19 protein-coding genes and 1 riboswitch are annotated in these 20971 nt (G+C 48.7%); of the genes, 13 read left to right on the forward strand and 6 right to left on the reverse strand.

What is annotated here, in order from left to right:
• Nucleotides 1-40 precede the first annotated feature (40 nt).
• Nucleotides 41-1066 carry an alpha/beta fold hydrolase gene (locus tag MKY85_RS03350; RefSeq protein WP_339258701.1) on the reverse strand — a complete coding sequence of 342 codons (1026 nt, stop codon included), beginning with the start codon at nt 1064-1066 and terminating at the stop codon, nt 41-43.
• Nucleotides 1067-1425: 359 nt separating this feature from the next.
• Between MKY85_RS03350 and MKY85_RS03355 the strand changes: the two genes are divergently transcribed.
• Together MKY85_RS03355 and thiC are read left to right on the forward strand one after the other, a co-directional pair.
• Complete coding sequence (locus MKY85_RS03355) at nt 1426-2169, forward strand: IclR family transcriptional regulator (protein WP_076216717.1); 744 nt, start codon at nt 1426-1428, stop codon at nt 2167-2169.
• 147 nt (nt 2170-2316) lie between these two features.
• Nucleotides 2317-2430: riboswitch (TPP riboswitch) on the forward strand.
• Nucleotides 2431-2849: 419 nt separating this feature from the next.
• Nucleotides 2850-4634, forward strand: coding sequence for a phosphomethylpyrimidine synthase ThiC (gene thiC, locus MKY85_RS03360; protein ID WP_342573265.1), 1785 nt, complete (start codon nt 2850-2852; stop codon nt 4632-4634).
• Between the two features lie 529 nt (nt 4635-5163).
• Here the strand turns inward: thiC and MKY85_RS03365 are convergent.
• The 4 genes from MKY85_RS03365 to MKY85_RS03380 form a co-directional block, all read right to left on the reverse strand.
• Nucleotides 5164-5853, reverse strand: a complete 690-nt coding sequence (locus MKY85_RS03365; protein ID WP_342571774.1) for an aspartate/glutamate racemase family protein — start codon at nt 5851-5853, stop codon at nt 5164-5166.
• 177 nt (nt 5854-6030) lie between these two features.
• Nucleotides 6031-6198: a hypothetical protein gene (locus MKY85_RS03370; RefSeq protein WP_017690769.1), complete on the reverse strand. Its 168-nt coding sequence runs from the start codon at nt 6196-6198 to the stop codon at nt 6031-6033.
• 455 nt (nt 6199-6653) lie between these two features.
• Nucleotides 6654-7472, reverse strand: a complete 819-nt coding sequence (locus MKY85_RS03375; RefSeq protein WP_342571775.1) for a zinc ribbon domain-containing protein — start codon at nt 7470-7472, stop codon at nt 6654-6656.
• 81 nt (nt 7473-7553) lie between these two features.
• Nucleotides 7554-8504 (reverse strand): YafY family protein, encoded by a 951-nt coding sequence (locus MKY85_RS03380; RefSeq protein ID WP_342571776.1) that lies wholly within the window; start codon nt 8502-8504, stop codon nt 7554-7556.
• A gap of 259 nt (nt 8505-8763) precedes the next feature.
• On the opposite strand from MKY85_RS03380, the gene MKY85_RS03385 reads away from it, so the two are divergent.
• The 5 genes from MKY85_RS03385 to MKY85_RS03405 all read left to right on the forward strand — a co-directional run bounded on the left by MKY85_RS03385 (nt 8764) and on the right by MKY85_RS03405 (nt 12314).
• Nucleotides 8764-9462 carry a response regulator transcription factor gene (locus tag MKY85_RS03385; RefSeq protein ID WP_342571777.1) on the forward strand — a complete coding sequence of 233 codons (699 nt, stop codon included), beginning with the start codon at nt 8764-8766 and terminating at the stop codon, nt 9460-9462.
• Nucleotides 9455-10543, forward strand: coding sequence for a HAMP domain-containing sensor histidine kinase (locus MKY85_RS03390; RefSeq protein WP_342571778.1), 1089 nt, complete (start codon nt 9455-9457; stop codon nt 10541-10543). Before MKY85_RS03385 ends, MKY85_RS03390 begins: the two co-directional genes overlap by 8 nt.
• A 99-nt stretch (nt 10544-10642) precedes the next feature.
• Nucleotides 10643-11506 carry a M15 family metallopeptidase gene (locus MKY85_RS03395; protein WP_342571779.1) on the forward strand — a complete coding sequence of 288 codons (864 nt, stop codon included), beginning with the start codon at nt 10643-10645 and terminating at the stop codon, nt 11504-11506.
• A 28-nt stretch (nt 11507-11534) separates the two neighbouring features.
• Nucleotides 11535-12092 carry a VanZ family protein gene (locus MKY85_RS03400; RefSeq protein WP_339239427.1) on the forward strand — a complete coding sequence of 186 codons (558 nt, stop codon included), beginning with the start codon at nt 11535-11537 and terminating at the stop codon, nt 12090-12092.
• Nucleotides 12093-12104: 12 nt separating this feature from the next.
• A complete protein-coding gene (locus MKY85_RS03405; protein ID WP_339304239.1) occupies nt 12105-12314 on the forward strand; it encodes a hypothetical protein in 210 nt (69 codons plus the stop codon).
• Nucleotides 12315-12456: 142 nt separating this feature from the next.
• Here MKY85_RS03405 and acnA read toward each other — a convergent pair whose 3' ends face one another.
• The gene (gene acnA / locus MKY85_RS03410; RefSeq protein WP_124118742.1) at nt 12457-15171 is read right to left on the reverse strand and encodes an aconitate hydratase AcnA; all 2715 of its coding nucleotides are present in this window, start codon (nt 15169-15171) and stop codon (nt 12457-12459) included.
• Nucleotides 15172-15547: 376 nt separating this feature from the next.
• Between acnA and MKY85_RS03415 the strand changes: the two genes are divergently transcribed.
• The 6 genes from MKY85_RS03415 (at nt 15548) to MKY85_RS03440 (ending at nt 20834) form a co-directional block, all read left to right on the forward strand.
• A complete protein-coding gene (locus MKY85_RS03415; RefSeq protein WP_339242904.1) occupies nt 15548-16552 on the forward strand; it encodes an amidase domain-containing protein in 1005 nt (334 codons plus the stop codon).
• A 137-nt stretch (nt 16553-16689) separates the two neighbouring features.
• Nucleotides 16690-17790, forward strand: coding sequence for a D-alanine--D-alanine ligase (locus MKY85_RS03420; protein WP_036614110.1), 1101 nt, complete (start codon nt 16690-16692; stop codon nt 17788-17790).
• A 30-nt stretch (nt 17791-17820) separates the two neighbouring features.
• Nucleotides 17821-18144: a hypothetical protein gene (locus MKY85_RS03425; RefSeq protein WP_062837611.1), complete on the forward strand. Its 324-nt coding sequence runs from the start codon at nt 17821-17823 to the stop codon at nt 18142-18144.
• Between the two features lie 157 nt (nt 18145-18301).
• Nucleotides 18302-19303: a UV DNA damage repair endonuclease UvsE gene (gene uvsE, locus MKY85_RS03430; RefSeq protein WP_342571780.1), complete on the forward strand. Its 1002-nt coding sequence runs from the start codon at nt 18302-18304 to the stop codon at nt 19301-19303.
• A gap of 98 nt (nt 19304-19401) precedes the next feature.
• Nucleotides 19402-20274: an inositol monophosphatase family protein gene (locus MKY85_RS03435; protein WP_339258719.1), complete on the forward strand. Its 873-nt coding sequence runs from the start codon at nt 19402-19404 to the stop codon at nt 20272-20274.
• 269 nt (nt 20275-20543) lie between these two features.
• Nucleotides 20544-20834 carry a hypothetical protein gene (locus MKY85_RS03440; RefSeq protein ID WP_339239431.1) on the forward strand — a complete coding sequence of 97 codons (291 nt, stop codon included), beginning with the start codon at nt 20544-20546 and terminating at the stop codon, nt 20832-20834.
• Nucleotides 20835-20971 lie beyond the last annotated feature (137 nt).

The following is a 20971-nucleotide window of genomic DNA, read 5'->3' on the forward strand; positions in this document are numbered from 1 at the left end:
GGCTCAAGAATCAACGGGAAATTCGATGATTGAAGTTTGATTATTCTCCACTATTCGTGTTCTGCACATCGTCACTGCTTGTTTTCGTTACATGACTCAGGAAAGTCGAGACACGGCGCAGATATTCCTTTGGATGCTCCCGGAAGATCAACTCATGGTGTGCATCCTGGACGATCCATACATCCGAGTACGGATTGGTCTGGTTAGCGGCGAGCTGTTCTGCAATCGGATAAGGCGCCTTCTCATCTTCCGTACCATGAATGAAGAAAATCGGGAACGGATAATCTTCCTTTTTCACTTCCTGGTATGGAATCTGCTGCAATCCGGTACCATTCAGAACAGGGAACAACAGCTTCATGATCTCCAGTGTAGGCTGACGCGGGAGATCGATCTGGTTATGAATGTTGTGGTACAGCGTATCCGGCTCAAGCAGGAACGTACTGTCCAGAATCATCGCATCCACTTCCTGTGTAATCAGTCCGGTTTGAAGCGCCGTACCGGCACCCATGGAGAAACCCCAGACTACCAGTTCCTGCGCACCGCGCTGCTTGGCGAACTGGATGGCACCCAGCAATTGCTGTGACTCAGCCTTGCCACCTGTGGCTACAGCTTTGTTCACCTGTGAGGCGAAGCCATAATCGAACATGACCACATTGAAGCCAAGTTGATGGGCATAGTGTGCCAGGTCATACATGGGTACCCATGTTTCTTCACGATTGGCACCATAGCCGTGACTGAAAATAATCGTTTTGCTTGCGGCATTGTCAGCAGGGATATACCATCCTTGCATTGTCCGGCTGCCATCTGCTGCCGGGAACGTGATGTCTTCGTACTTCATATTCTTGGCCTGCATCGGATTGGAGAAGACAGGCGCTACAGTCGGGTTGGATAATACCCATGCGATGTAACCATGCAGTGCAATAAAACAAAACAATAGAAAAAATACAACGGAGAGCAGCAGCGCTACGATAATATGTTTGAACCGAATCAGCCTCGGTGATAGGGAAGAGGGCAGATCGGACACTTTTGTTTGCAGCGGGGCTTCGCTCTGGGATGTTGGATACATGAATGCCCCTCCTTTGAAGTTCAGTTGAAGATAACAACGACATGAAAAGAGAATTGCGTTTATTTCAGAGCCTGCTTCAGAGCGATATCTTAATGTAATATATCTTTATCGTATGTTCCAATATAGTCAAAGTCAATTGATTGAGGGCATTTGTTACGCAATTGTTATATAGTTCTTAAGATATATGGGTAACATTACCTTAGTGTGTAAATTACAGGGGATTAAGTCTTATAAAAAGGAAAATTTTACACGTTGGTCTATTTCAATTTTGGCTCTTTTTGGTTTACAGATGAGACCGTTTCTCATATAATTTATGTAACCAAGTTTCATGTGATGAAACATGAGGAGGGCATTATGCCATGGAAGATCGCAAGTTAACCGTCCGGGCTGTGGAACGGGCGCTGGATATATTATTATGTTTTACCACACGCAGTGATCTGGGACTCACCGAGATTGCCAGCCAGATCGGCCTGCACAAAAGTACAGTGCACCGCTTGATGGCTACACTGGAGGATCGAGGATTCGTAATCCGCGATGCAGCAACAGAGAAGTATCGACTAGGCATCCGAATCTGGGAGCTGTCGGCTCATATGTCCCGCAGTGATGATCCCGCTATTCTGCTGCTGCCTGCGATGGAGCGACTGAGAGATCGATTGGGGGAGACCGTGAGTCTGTACCTGCGTGATGGAAGTGAACGGATTCGGATTCAGGCGGTGCAAAGTGATCAGGCGATTCGCCGAGTTGCTCCCGTTGGTGTTAGACTTCCGCTGTCTGTTGGCGCATCCAGCAAAGTCTTGATGGCGTTTGCCACGGATGAGGATCGTGAGGAACTGATGAACGGGCCGGAGTGGCCGGTGTTTATTGATCCGGCGGTGTATTTGGCGCAAATGGGAGATATCCGGGATAACGGATATGCGACGAGTTATGAGGAGCGTGAGCCGGGAGCTGCAGCAGTATCTGTACCGATTATGGATCGCCGAGGCAATATTGCAGCTGCTCTCTCGGTCTCAGGGCCTGTCAGCCGACTTTCGCAGGAGACTTTGCACGAATACGCACCTGTGCTAAAGGAAGCTGCTACGCAGATGGGGCTCATGTTATCCTGATATTGATGTAAGGTTTTTCTCCAATTGGGTTGGTGTTCTGGAATATAAAGGTTGTTTTTATGTTCCGGTTGCGCTACTCTGTAATGGACGGCCCATCGGGGTCAGCTTCATTGAATATGAACAGCGGCTTATGTATGCCGCAACTTTTAACGTTACTGGGGGAGTCCGAATTGTCCGGACTGAGACGGAATCGCATGAGATTCCGGACCCTTTGCACCTGATCTGGATCATACCAGCGTAGGGAAGTAATCGGCGATATGACCACAACCACCACATGTGTGACTCTTGCAGGACTCCGTTATGGAGCTGCAACCAGGAGCATTATTGGTGATGGACATTAAAGTCGGTTCCTTCGGGGGCCGGCTTTTTTTATATACAGTGGACGGGCGAGATAATACACATTCCATGGACTGTTTTTTCAATAACCTGCAAAAGTGGGCTTGGAGAGAGCAGTCATTATAGATCCATGATCTGTGGTAACCTCCGTTCTGTTGTTAACTGTACATGAATAATGTCTCCCCCTTGGTCTGGTGTAGGATCGCTCTTTCTTCTCTGCGCTCTGCATGATTTGGGACAGGTGCATAAGCGAGCTGATGACGATGCCAACCAAACCAAGTGAACGAACACGGAGGAGGAGACGAGCAAACATGAGTACAGGAAATCAAACGGGACAACAAGCGATGGAACAGGAACATAACGGTCAGCAGGTGGAAAAGGAAACAGGAGCGGCTGGACGGGTTCAGCCCTTTCCGGGCAGCCGCAAAGTCTACATTCAGGGCTCACGGCCGGACATAGCTGTACCTGAGCGTGAGATAGCCCTTCATGACACGAATACTCCCCAAGGGGTGGAGCATAACGAACCGCTACGTGTCTACGATACGAGCGGCCCCATGACTGATCCCGAATTCCAGATGGATATTCGGAAGGGATTACCCGCGCTCCGAAATCATTGGATTATGGAACGCGGTGATGTTGAAGCATATGAGGGCAGAGCCGTTCAACCCGAGGATAACGGACTAAAGCCCGGAGGGCGGAGAGCCGGGGCAGAGGAATACCCTGGATTTCTGGGACCACCACTGCGTGCTCAGGCTGGGCGCTCTGTCACCCAGATGCACTACGCAAGGCAGGGCGTCATTACACCAGAAATGGAGTATGCCGCTATCCGTGAAGGGGTGGAACCGGAATTTGTGCGGCAGGAGCTGGCGAGTGGACGGGCGATTCTGCCATCCAACATCAATCACCCGGAGAGTGAGCCGATGTTGATCGGTCGTCATTTTCACGTGAAGATCAATGCTAATATAGGTAACTCTGCCGTATCTTCCTCCATCGAGGAAGAGGTCGAGAAGATGACTTGGGCGGTACGATGGGGATCTGATACCGTGATGGATCTGTCTACAGGCAAAAACATTCATACGACACGGGAATGGATCATCCGTAATTCACCTGTACCGATTGGTACGGTGCCGCTGTATCAGGCACTGGAGAAGGTGAATGGCGAAGCGGAAGCGCTGACCTGGGAATTGTACCGAGACACGCTCATTGAGCAGGCAGAGCAGGGCGTGGACTACTTTACGATTCATGCAGGTGTGCTGCTGCGTTATATCCCCATGACCGCCAAGCGGATGACAGGTATTGTATCCCGGGGTGGGTCCATTATGGCAGCATGGTGCCTTGCGCATCATCAGGAGAATTTTTTATACACTCATTTCGAAGAAATCTGCGAGATTATGAAAAGGTATGATGTGGCGTTTTCGCTGGGAGATGGACTTCGTCCAGGCAGTATCTACGATGCGAATGACGAAGCTCAGATGGCGGAACTGGCTACGCTCGGGGAACTGACACAGATCGCATGGAAACATGATGTGCAGGTGATGATCGAGGGCCCGGGGCATGTACCGATGCACAAGATCAAGGAGAATGTGGATCTACAGATGGAGATATGCCAAGAGGCACCTTTCTACACTTTGGGGCCACTGACGACCGATATTGCCCCGGGATACGATCACATTACGTCCGCCATTGGTGCGGCTATGATTGGCTGGTTTGGCACGTCCATGCTCTGTTACGTCACGCCAAAAGAACATCTGGGCTTGCCTAACAAGGATGATGTGCGCGAAGGGGTTATTGCCTACAAGATCGCGGCCCATGCCGCTGATCTGGCGAAAGGCCATCCGCGTGCTCAGCGCCGGGATGATGCATTGTCCAAGGCACGCTTCGAGTTCCGCTGGCGGGATCAGTTTAACCTGTCACTCGACCCGGAACGGGCGCTTTCCTACCATGATGAGACGCTGCCGGCAGAAGGGGCTAAGGAGGCACATTTCTGCTCCATGTGCGGACCGAAGTTCTGCAGCATGCGCATTACGCAGGACATTCGTGCCTTTGCGGCAGATAAAGGATTGTCCGAGAATGAGGCTGTGATAGCTGGCATGCAGGAAAAGGCTGAGGAGTATCGGACACGCTCCTAGGCGCTGGTACAGCTTAACCTTGGCAGTCTGACATCGTTTGAAGGTGAGAATAATGATATCATGTCGTATTTTTCTCTTATTGATCAGCTTCCTAATACTTTTTATCAGTATTATGGTTGATTGTCTAGCAGATGTTTAATAAAATGAATGTAAGTAAACACCAATAAGAGTAGCCAGGCCAATGGCTACTCCTGCACAGCATTTGCGGTGGGTATTCCTCCGAGTGCAGCAAGTTCAGATGAAGTGACCCGTCAGGCCGTCAACCTGTGGCGGGTCACTTCTTTTTACGATCGATGTATGTCAGGAGCGCAATAATTAACATCGCGAACACGATTACGTCGTTAAAAGAGAAGTTCATAGGATCACCTCCCAGTGGAGGCAAGCCTATTTCCCACCACAAATTGGCTGTACAAAGTGATTATACCATTTGAAATGCTCTTGTTCGAGAGCATTTTTATTTTGCAAAGGAGCCTACATACTGCTTTTCACATATTTTTAGTGATTGTAATATGTCACTCCAAATCAGCCGCTACTGTCGAGCCACTTCCAAATTCTTCTCCAAATATGCCGCAAGCAATGCCAGCGGACTATGGATCGCAATGCCTGTGTCTGCAGTAACCTGTGCAGCAGCGGGAGCCATAGACAGTTGAGCTGCCACTACCGTTTTACTCGGATACTGCTCAGCAATCTGCTGTAATCCCTCACGCACCGCTTCGAAATACCCTTGCTGATCTCCACGCATAATCAACTCAAATGTCCCAGGGATGCACACCGCTTCCGTCTGATATGTATTTGCAATGTAGGGATGCTCATTCTCATTCTCTTGCTGTAATGCCTGATTCAGCCGTGCCATCGTTCCTTCAATGGTTGCCGGGTTGGTGAAGGCTATGATGTAATCTCCTGGTACTTGCCGCATCTCCTGCAATAGCGGATCATCTATGCCGATCACAGGCACAGGGACCTCTGTGGCTTCCTGCTCCAGTACTGCCGCAAACAGGGTACACGTGACCAGAATGGCATCGGCATGACACTCGGCGATCCATCGGAGCGTCTGAGCTACTTTCTCGTGGATGACGACATCTGAAAAGTCAGCGTCATGTTTAAGACGATCCAGGCCTGGATCGACGTAATGCACCAATTCAACTTCATAAGCAGCGAGCGTCTCTTCAATTAAGGCGATGTTGGAATAGTGAGCGTGAAAACAACCGATGGTGTTCATGTGCTAAATCCCCTTTTACAGTTCGTATAATGTCATGGTAATCGTAGATATTTAAACCATTATAGAAACATGCCTGAGAACTGTACAGTTGTTTGCGATTCAACGCCAATAACCGTCCTCCCGCCAAGCTGCGGAAAGACGGTTCATAACCGGACTGGCAATCGTCCAGCTTTCATTTTATCTAAGGGAAGGAGAAGCATTTTTCTTCGCCATTTTTTGCTGTAAAATTTCATGAAAGGATAGACCTTGAGTGTTCTCATTCTCCTTTTTAGGAGCAGTGGTCGCCGTGTTGCGCGGATATTGGTGATGGTACGGGATCATTTGCTGAATAGGCATGCGGATCATCTTGGTTCCTCCTTTGAAGCATATTTGTGAATTATGTATTTCGACAGGTTACCCTGCCAGGTGCGCATATAGGTATATGTGACTTGTTAGACGAAATAGAAGAGTTTAAAGCGTAATTCCAATTGGATTGTAGTGATTTTACCCCGTATTCAGGAGATGTAAACGGTTTTAGGGAAATTCAGGAGTAAAGAACCTGATTTGAAAGGTTTTGTGTGGGAGGATGGAATCGGTTGTTATGTGAATAGTCCCAATTTTAAGGAAGTCAATGGTACCCGCTTATGAGGCATATTGTCTGGTTGAATAGGTAGGTTCCATGCTAACTAACTTGGTACTATAGGCGGTTGTATCACGGGAGGAACATCAAAAAAACTGCCGGGTGAACTCGGCAGCTTGCATGATATGCAGAAGGATGTGAGGAAAATTTGGATCCAGTCTGAGTTGATATAGTGTTGGTTTTATCTACTATCTCGAACGGCGATGTATATATCGACTTGTGCATTTTCGGGATTCAGGCTGCGTTCATCATACAATTCAAAATCTCCGGTGAACGTACGATCACTTTGCTTCTCCCATGCCCATACGGCTCCCCAGGCTTCGTGAGCAACCTCTGCCATTGGCCCTTTTCTGGAAGTGAATATGGCGTAAGTTGCAGGCGGGAGCAGAATGTCGTCCAATCCTTCAGGCAATGATTCCTCCGAACTGATCTCATGCCCTACCAGTATGGTGTACTCTCCGTTTATGCCATCGGTATAATTCGTGTAACAGCCATAACGAGTAGCTTCGGGTGCAGGGAGATGCTCTGAGGCAAAATAATTGTTCCAAAGACCTTGGATACAGCCTTTGCCACTAATCTCAATGGCATTGGTTGTGCGGGCGGATATGCCGGCTAGGCGTTTGCCCGGAAGGGTGACATAACGAACGGGCTGGGCAGATAACGATTGAGTTGTTGTAACCTGACCCGGTATAGCAGAAGTGGCAGAGTTTGCAGCCGGAGATACTTCGTGTTGATCCGTTGTATTCGTGCGCCAACGTTTCAAAAAAGGAAGCTGATTACGCAGCATCGAACGAGCGGATTCCTCATCCATGCCCTCGTCCTTCAGAATGGCGGTGCACATCTCCGTCATGCCTTCAAGCGAGATTCCTGGCTGTGCAAACTTCCCATCCTTGTAACAATAGATACAGTACTCACGGGTTGTGCCTCCATCTGCCTCCGTTCCGAATTGGGCAGGGATGGTGAGTGGCATGCCACAGCTTTGACATACAGTAACGTTCATCTTTTATTCCTCCTTGGGTATATATGCAACTTCAACCTGAACATATTTGAAGTATACGGGGAGGAACTGGACAGCTGTCTGTCAGGTTTGAGCGGATGTTTTATAATTTTGAACAATTTGTTCGGCTATACGGCACACATTATCCCGAATATGCAAGGGTTCCAGCACCTCAACATCCGCCCCAAAGCCCAAGATGAAGCCGTACAGCCAGTTATCTTCTGGAAAAGCGACCTGGCTGATATAATAGCCGTTCCCGTCAGGCAATACATTTTCAATACCGAACCATTCCTCCGCAAGATGATGGACACGGGCATGGAATCTCAGGGTAATCCCAATCTGGTTGTCTGGTCGGCTCCATTCCTGCTGCCACGGTCGGTCTTGAAGGTTGATGGATTTTCGTTCAAAGTGCTCTGCAGCAAGAGAGACGTCTTTCATACGAACCAGCTTGAACATGCGGAATTCATTTCGTTCATGGCAAAAAGCATACAGATACCACGCGTGCCTCTTCAGCACAAGCGTGTGGGGTTCAACTGTACGATAGGTCTGTGCACCTTCGGCGCTGCAATAGGCAAAATAAATGCATTGAAGCTGATCAATTCCCTGATCAATAACTTTTAATTTCTGTTGTAGCGCTTCAGGGTGCGTCCACGTTGAATGATCCACGATGAATCGGTGCGTGCTGGCTTGAAAATCTTCATTTTTGGCTTCCGGAACGATACTGCTTAGTTTCTCCACCAGTAGTTCACGTGCAGCATTTGTATGTGAGGTGGATATGCTGCGCAGGGCGGTGACGATGGAAACAAGATCCTTGTCAGTTAACAGATTGCGATCCAGACGATACCCTTCCGCCAGACCGATGCCTCCGCTTGCTCCCTGATAGGTCACGACCGGAATCCCGGCTTGTCCCAATGTGTCGATATCCCGATAGATCGTCCGGATGGAAACTTCAAACATATCGGCCAGGTCTTTTGCCTGTAATCGCCCCCGGTTGATAAGCAGTACAACGATGGCTAACAAACGCTCCAGTTTCATAGCTACCTCTTCCTTTTTTTATTTGTGTTTATATAAATGAGCTATTTCTTTTACACTTGAACAGAGAGGACAGAAAAAAACTGGAGAAGCGAAGCGCTCGCCTAAAAGCTTTCTGGAAGGAAGCTTCGGAAGCATACGCTATCACCGGATTTTCCCCTTTGGAAGAGGGAATATTGCTTTCAATTGTTTATCTTGTACTTATCTGTTAGATTCATAGGTGTTATATTGCTCAGCATCCCATATAGGAGTGAAATAAGCAATGAAGCGAATTACGGTTCTGATTGCGGACGATGAAGTAGAGATCGCGGATCTGGTGGCTTTACATTTACAAAAAGAAGGCTATCATACCGTCAAGGCATCTGACGGACAGTCGGCACTACATGCGATTCAGACACATGCCATTGATTTGGCCGTACTGGACATTATGATGCCGGGTATGGACGGGTACGAGGTGACTCGTAAAATACGGGAGCAGCATCATTTTCCGATCATTTTCCTGAGTGCCAAAACCTCGGACATGGATAAAATTACGGGGCTGGTGATGGGTGCCGATGATTATATGACCAAACCGTTTAACCCGATGGAGCTTGTAGCACGCGTGAATTCTCAATTGCGGCGCTCATTGCAATTCAGCCAGTCCACAGCGGCGGTTCAGCGCTCGATTCTGGAAAAGGGCGGACTTGTCATTGTACCGGAGCAGCATAGCGTGACGCTTTACGGTAAACCGCTGGAGTTAACACCGAAGGAATTTGATATTTTAGTGTTGCTTGCGAGCAATCCAAAACAGGTCTTTAGCGCAGAAAGTATTTTTGAAAAGGTATGGGGAGAGGCTTATTTCGAAAGTGGCAATACCGTTATGGTACATATTCGGACGCTGCGCAAGAAGCTCGGAGAAGATGTGGACAAGAACAAGTTTATCAAAACCATCTGGGGCGTGGGGTACACGTTCAATGACTAAACGCAGAAGCTTTCGCACAACGATGATTATGCTGGTCGGTCTGAGCATGCTGTCTTCTGGCGTCGTAACATTTATCGTGTACAGGCTGTTGCAGATGTATTATGCAGGGGTCAGGAGAGAAGATCCGCTGGCGGAATATCGTAATATCATGAGAAGTATTGGCGATCTATATGTTTTTATGCTGCTCTTCATCCCGCTTGCGATTTTGTTTTTCTACTTGTTTACAAGACCCTATGTCACGTATTTCAAAGAGATTTCCGCAGGCATTAATCACTTGGCGAATGGAGACTTTCAGCATCGTGTACAGATTTCTTCGAAGGATGAGTTGGGTACGATTGCGGAGGATGTGAATCTGGCAAGTGAGAAGCTAAGGGAAGCGGTGGAACGAGGTGACTTTGCCGAGAACAGCAAAGACCAGCTTATCGTAAACCTTGCGCATGACCTGCGAACGCCGCTGACCTCTGTGCTTGGATATTTGGACCTGCTCATGAAGGATGATCAGCTGACAGAGGAGCAAGTAAGACACTTTACATCGATTGCATTCACCAAATCACAGCGTCTGGAGAAGCTGATTGATGATTTGTTCGAAATTACCCGTATGAATTATGGCATGTTGCCTATAAACAAAACACGGCTGGATCTTAGCGAACTGCTGAAGCAGATGAACGAAGAGCTCTATCCTGTATTTGAAAAGAATCATCTGATTACCCGTTTGAAAATAGACACTGAACTTACCATCTCCGGTGATGGTGAGCTGCTGGCTCGTGTGTTCGAGAATCTGCTGATTAACGCTGCACGGCACGGCAAGGATGGCATGTACGTGGATATTAACGGATATCGTGATGCAGACCGGATCATTATTCAGGTGATTAACTATGGGGGACATATTCGTCCGGAGGAATTGCCACATATCTTCGATATGTATTACACAGGAGATCGTGCCCGAACCCCTCAAGAGGGTGGGACAGGCCTTGGCCTATTTATTGCCCGCAATATTGTAGAGCAGCATGACGGTACGATTTCGGCCCAGAGCGATGTGGTACGGACGCAATTCGAAGTTCGTTTGCCGGTATTCCAATAAGGTTCAACGTATAATTTAAGAAAAACTTTAAAATTGCCCTGCTTTTTCTTTAACTTGTTTTGTCTATCCTTGATGTATGAGTTAAAAGGAGGAACAAGCATGAAAAAGTGGGGCTTTTTAATATGTATCGTTTTGGTTGGATATATTGTTACACAATCACCGGGATGGCTTCAGCAGAAGAATGAGCTGCCCATCGAGATTCAGAATACGCGTGAAAATCCCGCAGGTTATACGGTATCCGTCACAGGAAATATTCAGGATCAGGTACATAAGGGCAATTTGTTACTGGTTAATAAGCAATACCCCGTTTACGAGGAGGGGGTTAGATCCGATATTGTATATGTGGCGGATGAGGATGATCTGCTTCGTGGATATGGAATAATGGATCGGAAAATCATGTTATCCCGACTGGTGGCGCAGGAGTTTCAGAAGATGGTTGAGGCAGCAGGGGAAGAGGGAGTTCGATATTTTCTCATGAGCAGTGGGTACAGGGACTTTGAGAAGCAGGACGAGCTATATCAGGAAATGGGTTCAGACTATGCACTTCCTGCAGGTCACAGTGAGCATAATCTTGGCTTATCCCTGGATGTCGGTTCAAGTCTGGCTGCCATGAATGAAGCACCGGAGGGTGACTGGCTGGAGAAAAATGCATGGAAATACGGATTTATCTTGCGTTACCCGAAAGATAAAGTAAGCATCACGGGTATTCAATATGAACCATGGCACTTTCGGTATGTGGGGTTGCCCCACAGTGCGATCATGCATAAGAACAATCTGGTACTGGAGGAGTACCTAGATATGTTGAAGGAGAAGGAGAACATCTCTGTTGAAGTAGAGGATGAGACGTATCATATCCGCTATTATCGAGCCACTGGAGATACGACTGTTTACATACCTGAGCACGGCGAAACTGAAATATCGGGTGACAACATGGACGGCGTCATTGTCACCGTAAAGAAATAACAGGGCAACACAAGGGAGGCCAAACAACATGAAACACAACAACCAGAAGAAAAGCAAACATTACATCCTTTGGACTGCCGTGTTCATTATCTATTTATATCTGCTGACGAAGCTGATCCTGTTCAAAGGAAGTGCTGTCGACTTTGGCATCGTGAAGGTTCGACTGATGGCATTCTTGCAACAACCGGATCTTATTCATACGCGAACCGTCAACCTGACGCCATTTCAGGAAATTTCACGAGACTGGAACAGCCTGTCATCACATCGTCCAGGTACAGCTATCCATCTGGTAGGGAATGTTCTGGCTTTTATCCCACTGGGTATCTTCATTCCTGTTCTGACGGGTAACAAACTATTCTCTGGAATAAAGGTATTCCTGCTGTCCCTGCTGCTCAGTCTGGGCTATGAGGTGACACAGTTAGTGACTGGCATGGGCATATTTGATGTGGATGACCTGATGCTTAACACGCTCGGCGGCTTGATTGGATATATCATTTTCACCATGGCCATTGGCCTGAAAAGGGTGTTGGTGGGAGGAGAATCCCGCGAGACGACGAAGTTAACCTCTAAGGAGAGTCACGTGTAAGGAGGGATTACGTTGATTATCATCGCGATACTGTTCATTAGTGTAGGGCTAATGTTTCTCGTGTATCCACACAAGGTAACGGATGCTTCGGAAAAACAGATTACGGAGCGATTGATCATGTCTAGATGGGTCGGAGGTTCGTTAATTGCTCTGTCGTGTCTGTTTCTGATCATGGGCACGATTCAACTGTTCGATCAAGCCTCACATCACATTGGGCATTAGCAGGTCGTTGAATTGAGAATTGATGATTTTAAAAGGTATGCCGATATGAAAAGCAAAGCAAAAAAAGCTCCCCATTCCTGTGCAGATTGCACATGGTGGGGAGCTTTTCTGTCTCACTTTATCACATTAATGATTCATATCATTAAGCTTTTTTCATCATTTGACGCAATACGGTTTGCAGGATACCGCCGTTATGGTAGTAATCCACGTCAACCATACTGTCCAGACGAGCGATAACAGGGAAGTCGAACTGCGTACCGTCTTCACGAGTTACGGTAACTTTCAACTCTTGTCCTGGCTTCACATCATTGCTGAGACCCGTAATGTCATACGTTTCACGTCCGTTCAGACCAAGGCTGGACCAGCCGTGACCCTCTTGGAATTGCAATGGCATTACGCCCATGCCGACCAGGTTACTACGGTGAATCCGCTCGAAGCTTTCGGCGATAACGGCTTTGACGCCGAGCAGGAATGTACCTTTTGCCGCCCAGTCACGGGAGCTTCCTGTACCGTACTCTTTACCTGCGATAACGATCAGGTTCTGTCCTTCATCTTGATACTTCATGGAAGCATCGTAGATGGACATTTCTTCGTCCGTTGGCAGGTACTTCGTGATACCGCCCTCGGTGCCCGGAGCAACCTGGTTACGGATACGAATATTGGCGAACGTACCACGCATCATTACTTCATGGTTACCACGACGTGAACCGTAGGAGTTGAAGTCTTTGCGCTCTACGCCATGCTCTTTCAAGTACAGTCCAGCCGGGCTGGATACCGCAATATTACCTGCTGGCGAGATATGGTCCGTTGTTACGGAATCCGCAAGCAATGCCATAACGCGTGCAGAACGGATATCTGCGATATCGTTCAACTTGTCGCCAAGTTCTTGGAAGAACGGAGGATTCTGAATGTACGTGGAATTTGGATCCCACTCGTACAATTCACCTTCCGGTACAGAGATTGCATTCCAACGCTCATTGGCTGTAAATACGTTCTCGTACTTGTTGCGGAACATCTGAGCGTTCAGGGAACTAGCGATGGTATCCTTGATTTCCTCGGAGCTAGGCCAGAGGTCTTTCAGGAATACAGGCTCATTGTTCGTATCATAACCGATTGGATCGGTTTCAAAGTCAATATTCACAGTACCTGCAAGTGCATATGCCACAACGAGTGGTGGAGATGCCAGGTAGTTGGCTTTAACTTGTGCGTGCACACGGCCTTCAAAGTTACGGTTACCGGACAATACAGCCGCAACGGTCATATCGTTCTCAGCAATCGCTTCGCTCACTTCGTCTGGAAGTGGGCCGGAGTTACCGATGCAAGTCGCACAGCCGTAGCCGGCAACGTTGAATCCGAGTTGGTCCAGATATGGAATCAGGCCTGCTTTTTCCAGGTACTCGGTAACAACAAGGGAACCTGGAGTCAGACTGCTTTTCACATATCCTGGCTTGGTCAGGCCGCGTTCAACTGCTTTTTTCGCCAGCAGTCCTGCTCCAACCATAACACTTGGATTCGAAGTATTCGTACAACTTGTGATCGCCGCGATCACAACAGCGCCTGCTTTCAGTTCACTGGTGGAACCGTTCGGGTGCTTGACAGGTACGGTTTGTTCGATTTTCTCATCGCTCAGCCCGTATCCGCCTTTATCTACAGGTGTACGGATGATGCTGTTGAAGCTTTCTTTCATTTGTGTCAGCTCGATGCGATCCTGTGGACGTTTTGGTCCTGCAAGACTTGGTACAACAGAGCCGAGATCCAGTTCAATCACATCTGTGAATTCAGGGTCAACGGTGCTGGAAGTACGGAACATGCCTTGAGCTTTGTAGTAAGCTTCAACCAACTCCACTTGCTCGTCAGGACGGCCAGTGCTGCGCAGATAGTTCAACGTTTCACTATCGACAGGGAAGAAACCGATCGTTGCGCCGTACTCTGGTGCCATGTTGGCTACTGTTGCACGGTCAGCCAGACCGATGTTGGCAAGACCAGGTCCGTAGAACTCTACGAATTTACCAACAACGCCTTTTTTACGAAGCAATTGGGTAACTGTCAGTGCCAGATCCGTTGCTGTTGCGCCTTCACTCAGGCTGCCTGTCAGTTTGAAACCGATAACGTCCGGTGTTACAAAGTAAAGCGGTTGGCCCAGCATACCTGCTTCGGCCTCGATTCCACCAACACCCCAACCAACAACGCCAAGTCCGTTGATCATGGTGGTGTGGGAGTCAGTACCTACGAGGGAATCCGGGAATACAACGGTCTCGCCGTCAACAGTTTTCGTTGCTGCCACGGAAGCCAGATACTCCAGGTTAACCTGGTGAACGATCCCTGTGGATGGTGGAACTGCACGGAAGTTGTTGAATGCCGTTTGCGCCCAACGCAAGAAGCGGTAACGCTCTTCATTACGCTCGAACTCAACTTTGATATTGTAATCAAGTGCATCGTTGGTACCAAAAGCATCAACCATAACAGAGTGGTCGATAACGAGATCGACGGGTACGAGCGGGTTGATCTGTTTCGGATCGCCGCCTGCTTTTTTCACAGTATCACGCATTGCAGCGAGGTCAACGACAACCGGTACACCGGTGAAATCCTGCAGTACGATACGTGCAGGAATGAATGGAATTTCCTTGTTATTATCACGGCCATCTGCCCAGCCGGTCAGTTGTTTTACATGTTCTTCGGTAATGGCACGTCCGTCGAATTGACGAATTGCTGCTTCAAGCAACACTTTAATGGAGAAAGGGAGTCTGGAAAGATCGCCGTGGCCGTTTTCCTGAAGAGCATCGAGACTGTAGTAGCGGTAAGACTTGCCTCCAACCTCAAGACTGCGAGCGGCGGAGAAATGATTCTTTGCTGACATACATGTACCTCCTTGGGATGTGTCGGTGAGATGAAGAAAACGTTCATTTAGGTGAAGAACAGGCCTTCATCGTTCCGTGTTCTTGTTCGTTAGTTTCATCAGATGAAACGTAATTTCATAATCATGACTTTAGTATTAAGTATACCGTTTTCACCTCCGTACGTAAAGGTCTTTTTGCCTGATCAAGCAAGCATTTGGACCAATGAAGGCGTTTTCGTGAAGCGGGCAGGAATAAGATATCTCGTGTACCTGTATTTGCCGAATTTTGGACCTCCTTCCCGAGCCGTGTACATACAACCGGGGACCCTCTCATATGAATAGTAGGAGTTTATATACGCAATGAATATTCCGGACATAACTCATGCCAAAGGGGGACATAGGCTTGGAACGGGAATGGAAGAGTGCCTTATATACTTACGTGAACCAGTACAATCGCTGTGAGATCGACTACCGTCCACAGACCAGCGAACGGATCGTTACCGATCCTGAATTCGTGGTGGAACGGGGAGAGCGTATGGCAAGGCTGGACGAATGGTATCGTAAGCGGCGCGCCGTGCCTCTTCGCAGCGAGACCAGCGCCAAGCTTGTACGCACGCTTATGGATGGACAGGAAGAGGCCGTGGTGGATGTACAATTGTACAGCAGACTGTTCTATGAGAAGAGCGGTATCACCCACCGGGAGGACCGGATTGAGCGGGAGCGGTTAACCTTTCTGCGGCAGAGTGGTGGATGGATCATTGGACGGGTTGAGCGAGAAGTGCCGGAGCGTCGCCCTGCCGGGGAAGGGCGTCCGTTTCAACAAGCTGATTTTGTACAGGCGATGAATCGACCGTTGCTGAATCGGGAAGTGCTGGGTCAGGGAAGAAGCTCACGGCAACAAGCCTATCGCAGAGATTTGGCGGTTGCCTATGCGGATCGGTGGTGGAATGCGGGAAATCCGGCCTTTGAGGAATTTGATGTGGATTGCACTAATTACGTGTCTCAATGTCTCTTTGCAGGGGGGGCACCCATCCACTATACTGGTAGAAGAGAAGCCGGCTGGTGGTATAAGGGGTATGTGAACGGCTCCGAAATGTGGAGTTACAGCTGGGCAGTCTCCAATAGTCTGGAGCGTTATTTGTCAGGCAGCAGCTGGGGTCTGACCGCGACAGAAGTGGAGCGTCCTGAGCAGCTGATGCTCGGTGATGTTATTCTCTACGATTGGGATGGAGATGGACGATTTCAGCACAGCACCGTTGTGACCGCGTTTGATGCAGGTGGTATGCCGCTGGTCAACGCACACACGGTTAGCAGCCGTCACCGATTTTGGGATTACCGGGATTCTTACGCTTGGACGGAGCGGACGGTATACCGGCTTTTTCATATTTCAGATGAGTTTTGAACACGAAAGATTTTCGGGATGCGGTGACGCAGACATCCAGTTCCGTGTAAAATAAGACCAGATAACACAAGCAGAAAAACAAGGGTGCTGAGCATGCAAGCATGACAGCATCAGGCACAGATAATCGGAGGGTACACATGAGTATGGATAAATTAAAAGTAGGCGTCGTGTACGGCGGAAAATCAGGCGAGCATGAGGTGTCGCTGCAAACGGCGTTCGCTGTAACAAACGCATTTGATTATGAAAAGTATGAACTGGTTCCTTTTTATATCTCCAAGCAGGGGACGTGGAAAAAAGGACCTGTCATGCATGCGCCGTTCGCGCAGATTGAAGATTTGAAGCTGGAGCAATCGGCGGGTGGAACGCAGGATGCGCTTAACGCACTGTTTGGCCGTTTGTATGGCGGAGCAGAAGCGCTGGACGTAATGTTCCCTCTGCTGCATGGTACGTTTGGCGAGGATGGCACCATTCAGGGCATGTTCGAGATGGCGGATATGCCATATGTAGGTGCAGGTGTACTCGCTTCGGCTGGCGGCATGGACAAAGTGGTCATGAAAAAGCTGTTTGCACAGGCTGGCATTGACCAATGTGCCTTTACGTATTTTAATGCTACACAATGGAAGCAGACAGAGCACGAAATGATCGTACAGGTCGAAGATCAGCTGGGGTATCCTTGTTTTATCAAACCGGCCAATCTGGGCTCCAGTGTGGGCATCTCCAAAGCGCGTAACCGCGATGAGCTGAAGACAGCTGTCGAGTTCGCACTACGGTATGATACGAAGGTGGTCATTGAGGAGTTCGTTGAAGCACGTGAAGTTGAGGTTAGCGTGCTCGGCAATGACGAGCCAATGGCTTCCGTTCCAGGCGAGATCGTATCCTCCGGTGAGTATTATGACTATGCAGCCAAGTATATTGATGGTCAATCACAGATGCTGATCCCAGCTCCACTGGACCCGGAGGCCGCAGATCGTATTCGTGAGGCAGCTCTCCAGGCGTTCCGTGCGATTGAAGGTAACGGCATTTCACGTGCGGACTTCTTCATTCGAAAAAATGACGGCGCATTGCTTATTAATGAAGTGAACACCATGCCTGGTTTCACACCATACAGCATGTATCCACTTCTTTGGCGTGAGACAGGTGTATCGTATGCCGAATTGCTGGATCGCATGATTGAGCTGGCACTGGAGCGTTACAACCGCAAGCAGGCACTGAATTACGAGAACGGCGTACAGGCGTAGCCTGCAACCACAAGATCAGGAGGGATATGCATGGGATTTCAGACTGAATTCAATTCCGTATGCAAGTTCAAGAGTGAGCAGGAGCTGTTCGAACTGCTTGAATACGGACGCGGCAAAATGGTCAAACAGGGCTTCCGGGTATTTCCTACCGGCCAGAAAGTGATTGCATACACACCGGATAACGTGGCTGTAGCCATCGTGAAGATCGTGGTTTCCATTGCAGAGATCAACTTCCAGGGGCAAGAAGTAACCGAAGTGGAGATGCAACTGATCCGCAAACTGACGGAGGAAGAATCACGTATCCAGACCGCGCTTGCCGATGAGATGTTCTTTGGAGAACAAGCGCAGGAGTAGTGATTTTGACCGGGAATGCGGGTTGGATGGACTGATTTGCCAGAATACGATTATGGTCACTCTTTTAGGGTAAAACTTGGTTATATACAGTGACGGTACATCCTGACGGCTGAACATGCCTTGCAGGTTCTCCGCCCTAATAGAGAGGAAGAAATTCATGCTCGTACGCTTTGGTTACGTGGCCATGTCCGTGCTCATAGAGAATGCCTCGCCTTCCCGGACCATGACCATGTCGAGTTTTAACAAAATCGATGACAGGGAAGCAGCGATCCGCAAGCTCGAACGGATTGCAGCCGAGAACCTGCATAATACATTACGTTTGCTCAGGCACAACAAGGGCAGCCATATTCATGTATATCGCTTCTCTTCCAAATTGATTCCACTGGCAACACACGAGGATCTGAATGACTGGGACCCGTTCCCGGCTCTGAAGCAGGACTTTGCGGCCATTGGTGATTTTGTGAAGGGAAATCATATGCGTGTCTCCTTTCATCCGGATCATTTTACCGTACTTAGTACACCCCGTGAGCAAGTTCTGCGCAACTCGATTCGCGACCTTCGTCATCATGTTCGGATGCTGGATGCCATGGGACTGAATGCCACTGCCAAGAACAATATACATATTGGTGGTGCATACGGGGACAAGCCTTCGGCGGCGCTTCGTTTTGAAGAAAATTTTTTGAAGCTGGATCGGGACATTCAGGAGCGGCTCACACTCGAAAATGATGACAAAACATTCAACGCACCCGAGACACTGGCCGTGTGCCAGCGCCTGGGATTACCCATGGTATTGGATATCCACCACCAGTGGGTGAACAACGAGGGAGAACAGCCATGGGATCTGTGGCCTGATATTCTGAAGACCTGGGAGTCACCGCTTGCCCAGGCAGATTCACCGGCTGATCAGCCATTGCCACCCAAAATTCATGTCTCCAGTCCGAAGAGTGAAAAGGATGTGCGAGGTCATGCGGATGGCGTGGAGGTAGAGCCTATGCTCGACTTCTTGCGTCATATCGCAGCAGACACCCCAAGGCTTGACGTGATGATTGAGGCCAAACGCAAGGATGAGGCTCTTGTGCAGCTGATGCAGAAGCTGGCATTCTATCACGAAGAAGGCGTGGAGTGGGTGGACGAGTCTACCGTCATCATTCATCCGTAGAGCCAAAAGGGGCTTGGGCAACGAGAAACTTTACGACCTGCGGGGCGTATACTTTTAACAAGTATTTCAACTTTTCGTAGATTGATATAGAAAGTAGAGTGAACGCTTTGAATGAGAAGGAAAAGATACCTTATGTCGTGACAAGCAAAAGCTATACTGCCGTTGCTATTAATGCAGCTTCCAAAGCTGGCGAATGGATCAAAAGCCGTCTTGGGACGGTAGCTGAACTTGGCACCAAGTATTCACCCCAAGATCTGGTGACCGAAGTGGATAAAGGAGCGGAGCAGATGATCCGCCGCCTGATTCTTACGCATTTTCCCCACCATGCCATTCTGGGTGAAGAAGGCGTCGAACCGGGACCGGAAGCTTCGGCAAAAGCATTGAAAGAGGCCGAGGAAGAAGAGTTCCTGTGGATTGTTGATCCGGTGGATGGAACGACGAACTTCGTACACGGATTCCCGTTTTACTCGGTGTCTATCGCATTGGCTCATAATGGTGAAGTCATTGTCGGCGTGATCTACGACCCTTCCCGTGATGAAATGTTTGTTGCGGAAAAAGGTAAAGGAGCTTACGTTCACGGCAACCGGATGCAAGTATCTGGTGAACAGAATTTGGCTCAGAGTCTGATTGCGGTTGGATTCCCAGCAGACACAACCTTTGCGTTGCCACTGAATATGGCTGCTGTGCAGGCGCTGGCTCCGCAAGTTCGTAACTTGCGTGCAGGCGGATCTGCCGCTCTTCATCTGGCATATGTTGCCGCAGGGCGTCTCAGCGCCTACACCGAAGTTGGGTTGAAACCGTGGGATATTGCCGCAGGTGCGCTGTTGGTTGAAGAATCCGGCGGTAAGGTAACAGATACCATCGGAACACCTTATCAACTGTCAGTAAGTCATGTCGTTGCCAGCAATGGCAAAATCCATGATGCACTGACGGATGTGTTGAAGGAAGCGAAAGCAACGGGTCTGGAGTGAGTTTATTCAGCTCATCGATGCTTTAATTATTTTTAATTGTACATTAACGGAGGGGACAGAAAGCATCTGAAGAAGCGGAGCTAAAAGCTTTCTGAAAGAAAGCTGCTTCGTAAGCATATGCTACGCCTTTATCACCGGATTTCTACCTTGGAAAGGGGAATCAAAGAAATCTGGGGATAACAGCGATCGGAAGATGGTTCTGTACACGAAGTGAACGTACAATAGTAATAATTAACGCATGTATGACTTTAATTAAAGGAGCGAGAACAATGGATGAATCCAAAGAACTGGAACGACGGCTCAGTGATATGCTGACGGAAGGGGACATGGAAGAGTCCGGCGACACCGATCAGCGTGAACGTCAGTTGATTCCTCCCAAATATGAAGTGCGAATCCAGACAGAGCGTGATCCGATTGTCGAGGAAACGTTAAAGTACCGGAAGATGGCACGCGAGTTGGATGATCGTTATGATCGATATCTGGAGCGAGCTACCGGGAACAAACCGGAGAGCGACAAGGGTCATTCGAATGCCGAAGACTCGGATAAGCCGCAATCTTAACTAATCACTGAACGTCATAGCTGTGCTTCACCAGTAACAGACTCCCCATCCGGGAGTCTGTTATTTCATGCGCACTTCCAGCAGAGAGGACAGCGCCTGCTTTAAAATGATAGAATAGAGTAACACGAACTTATATC

This window comes from Paenibacillus sp. FSL R5-0749, from assembly GCF_038595085.1.
Lineage (GTDB): Bacteria > Bacillota > Bacilli > Paenibacillales > Paenibacillaceae > Paenibacillus.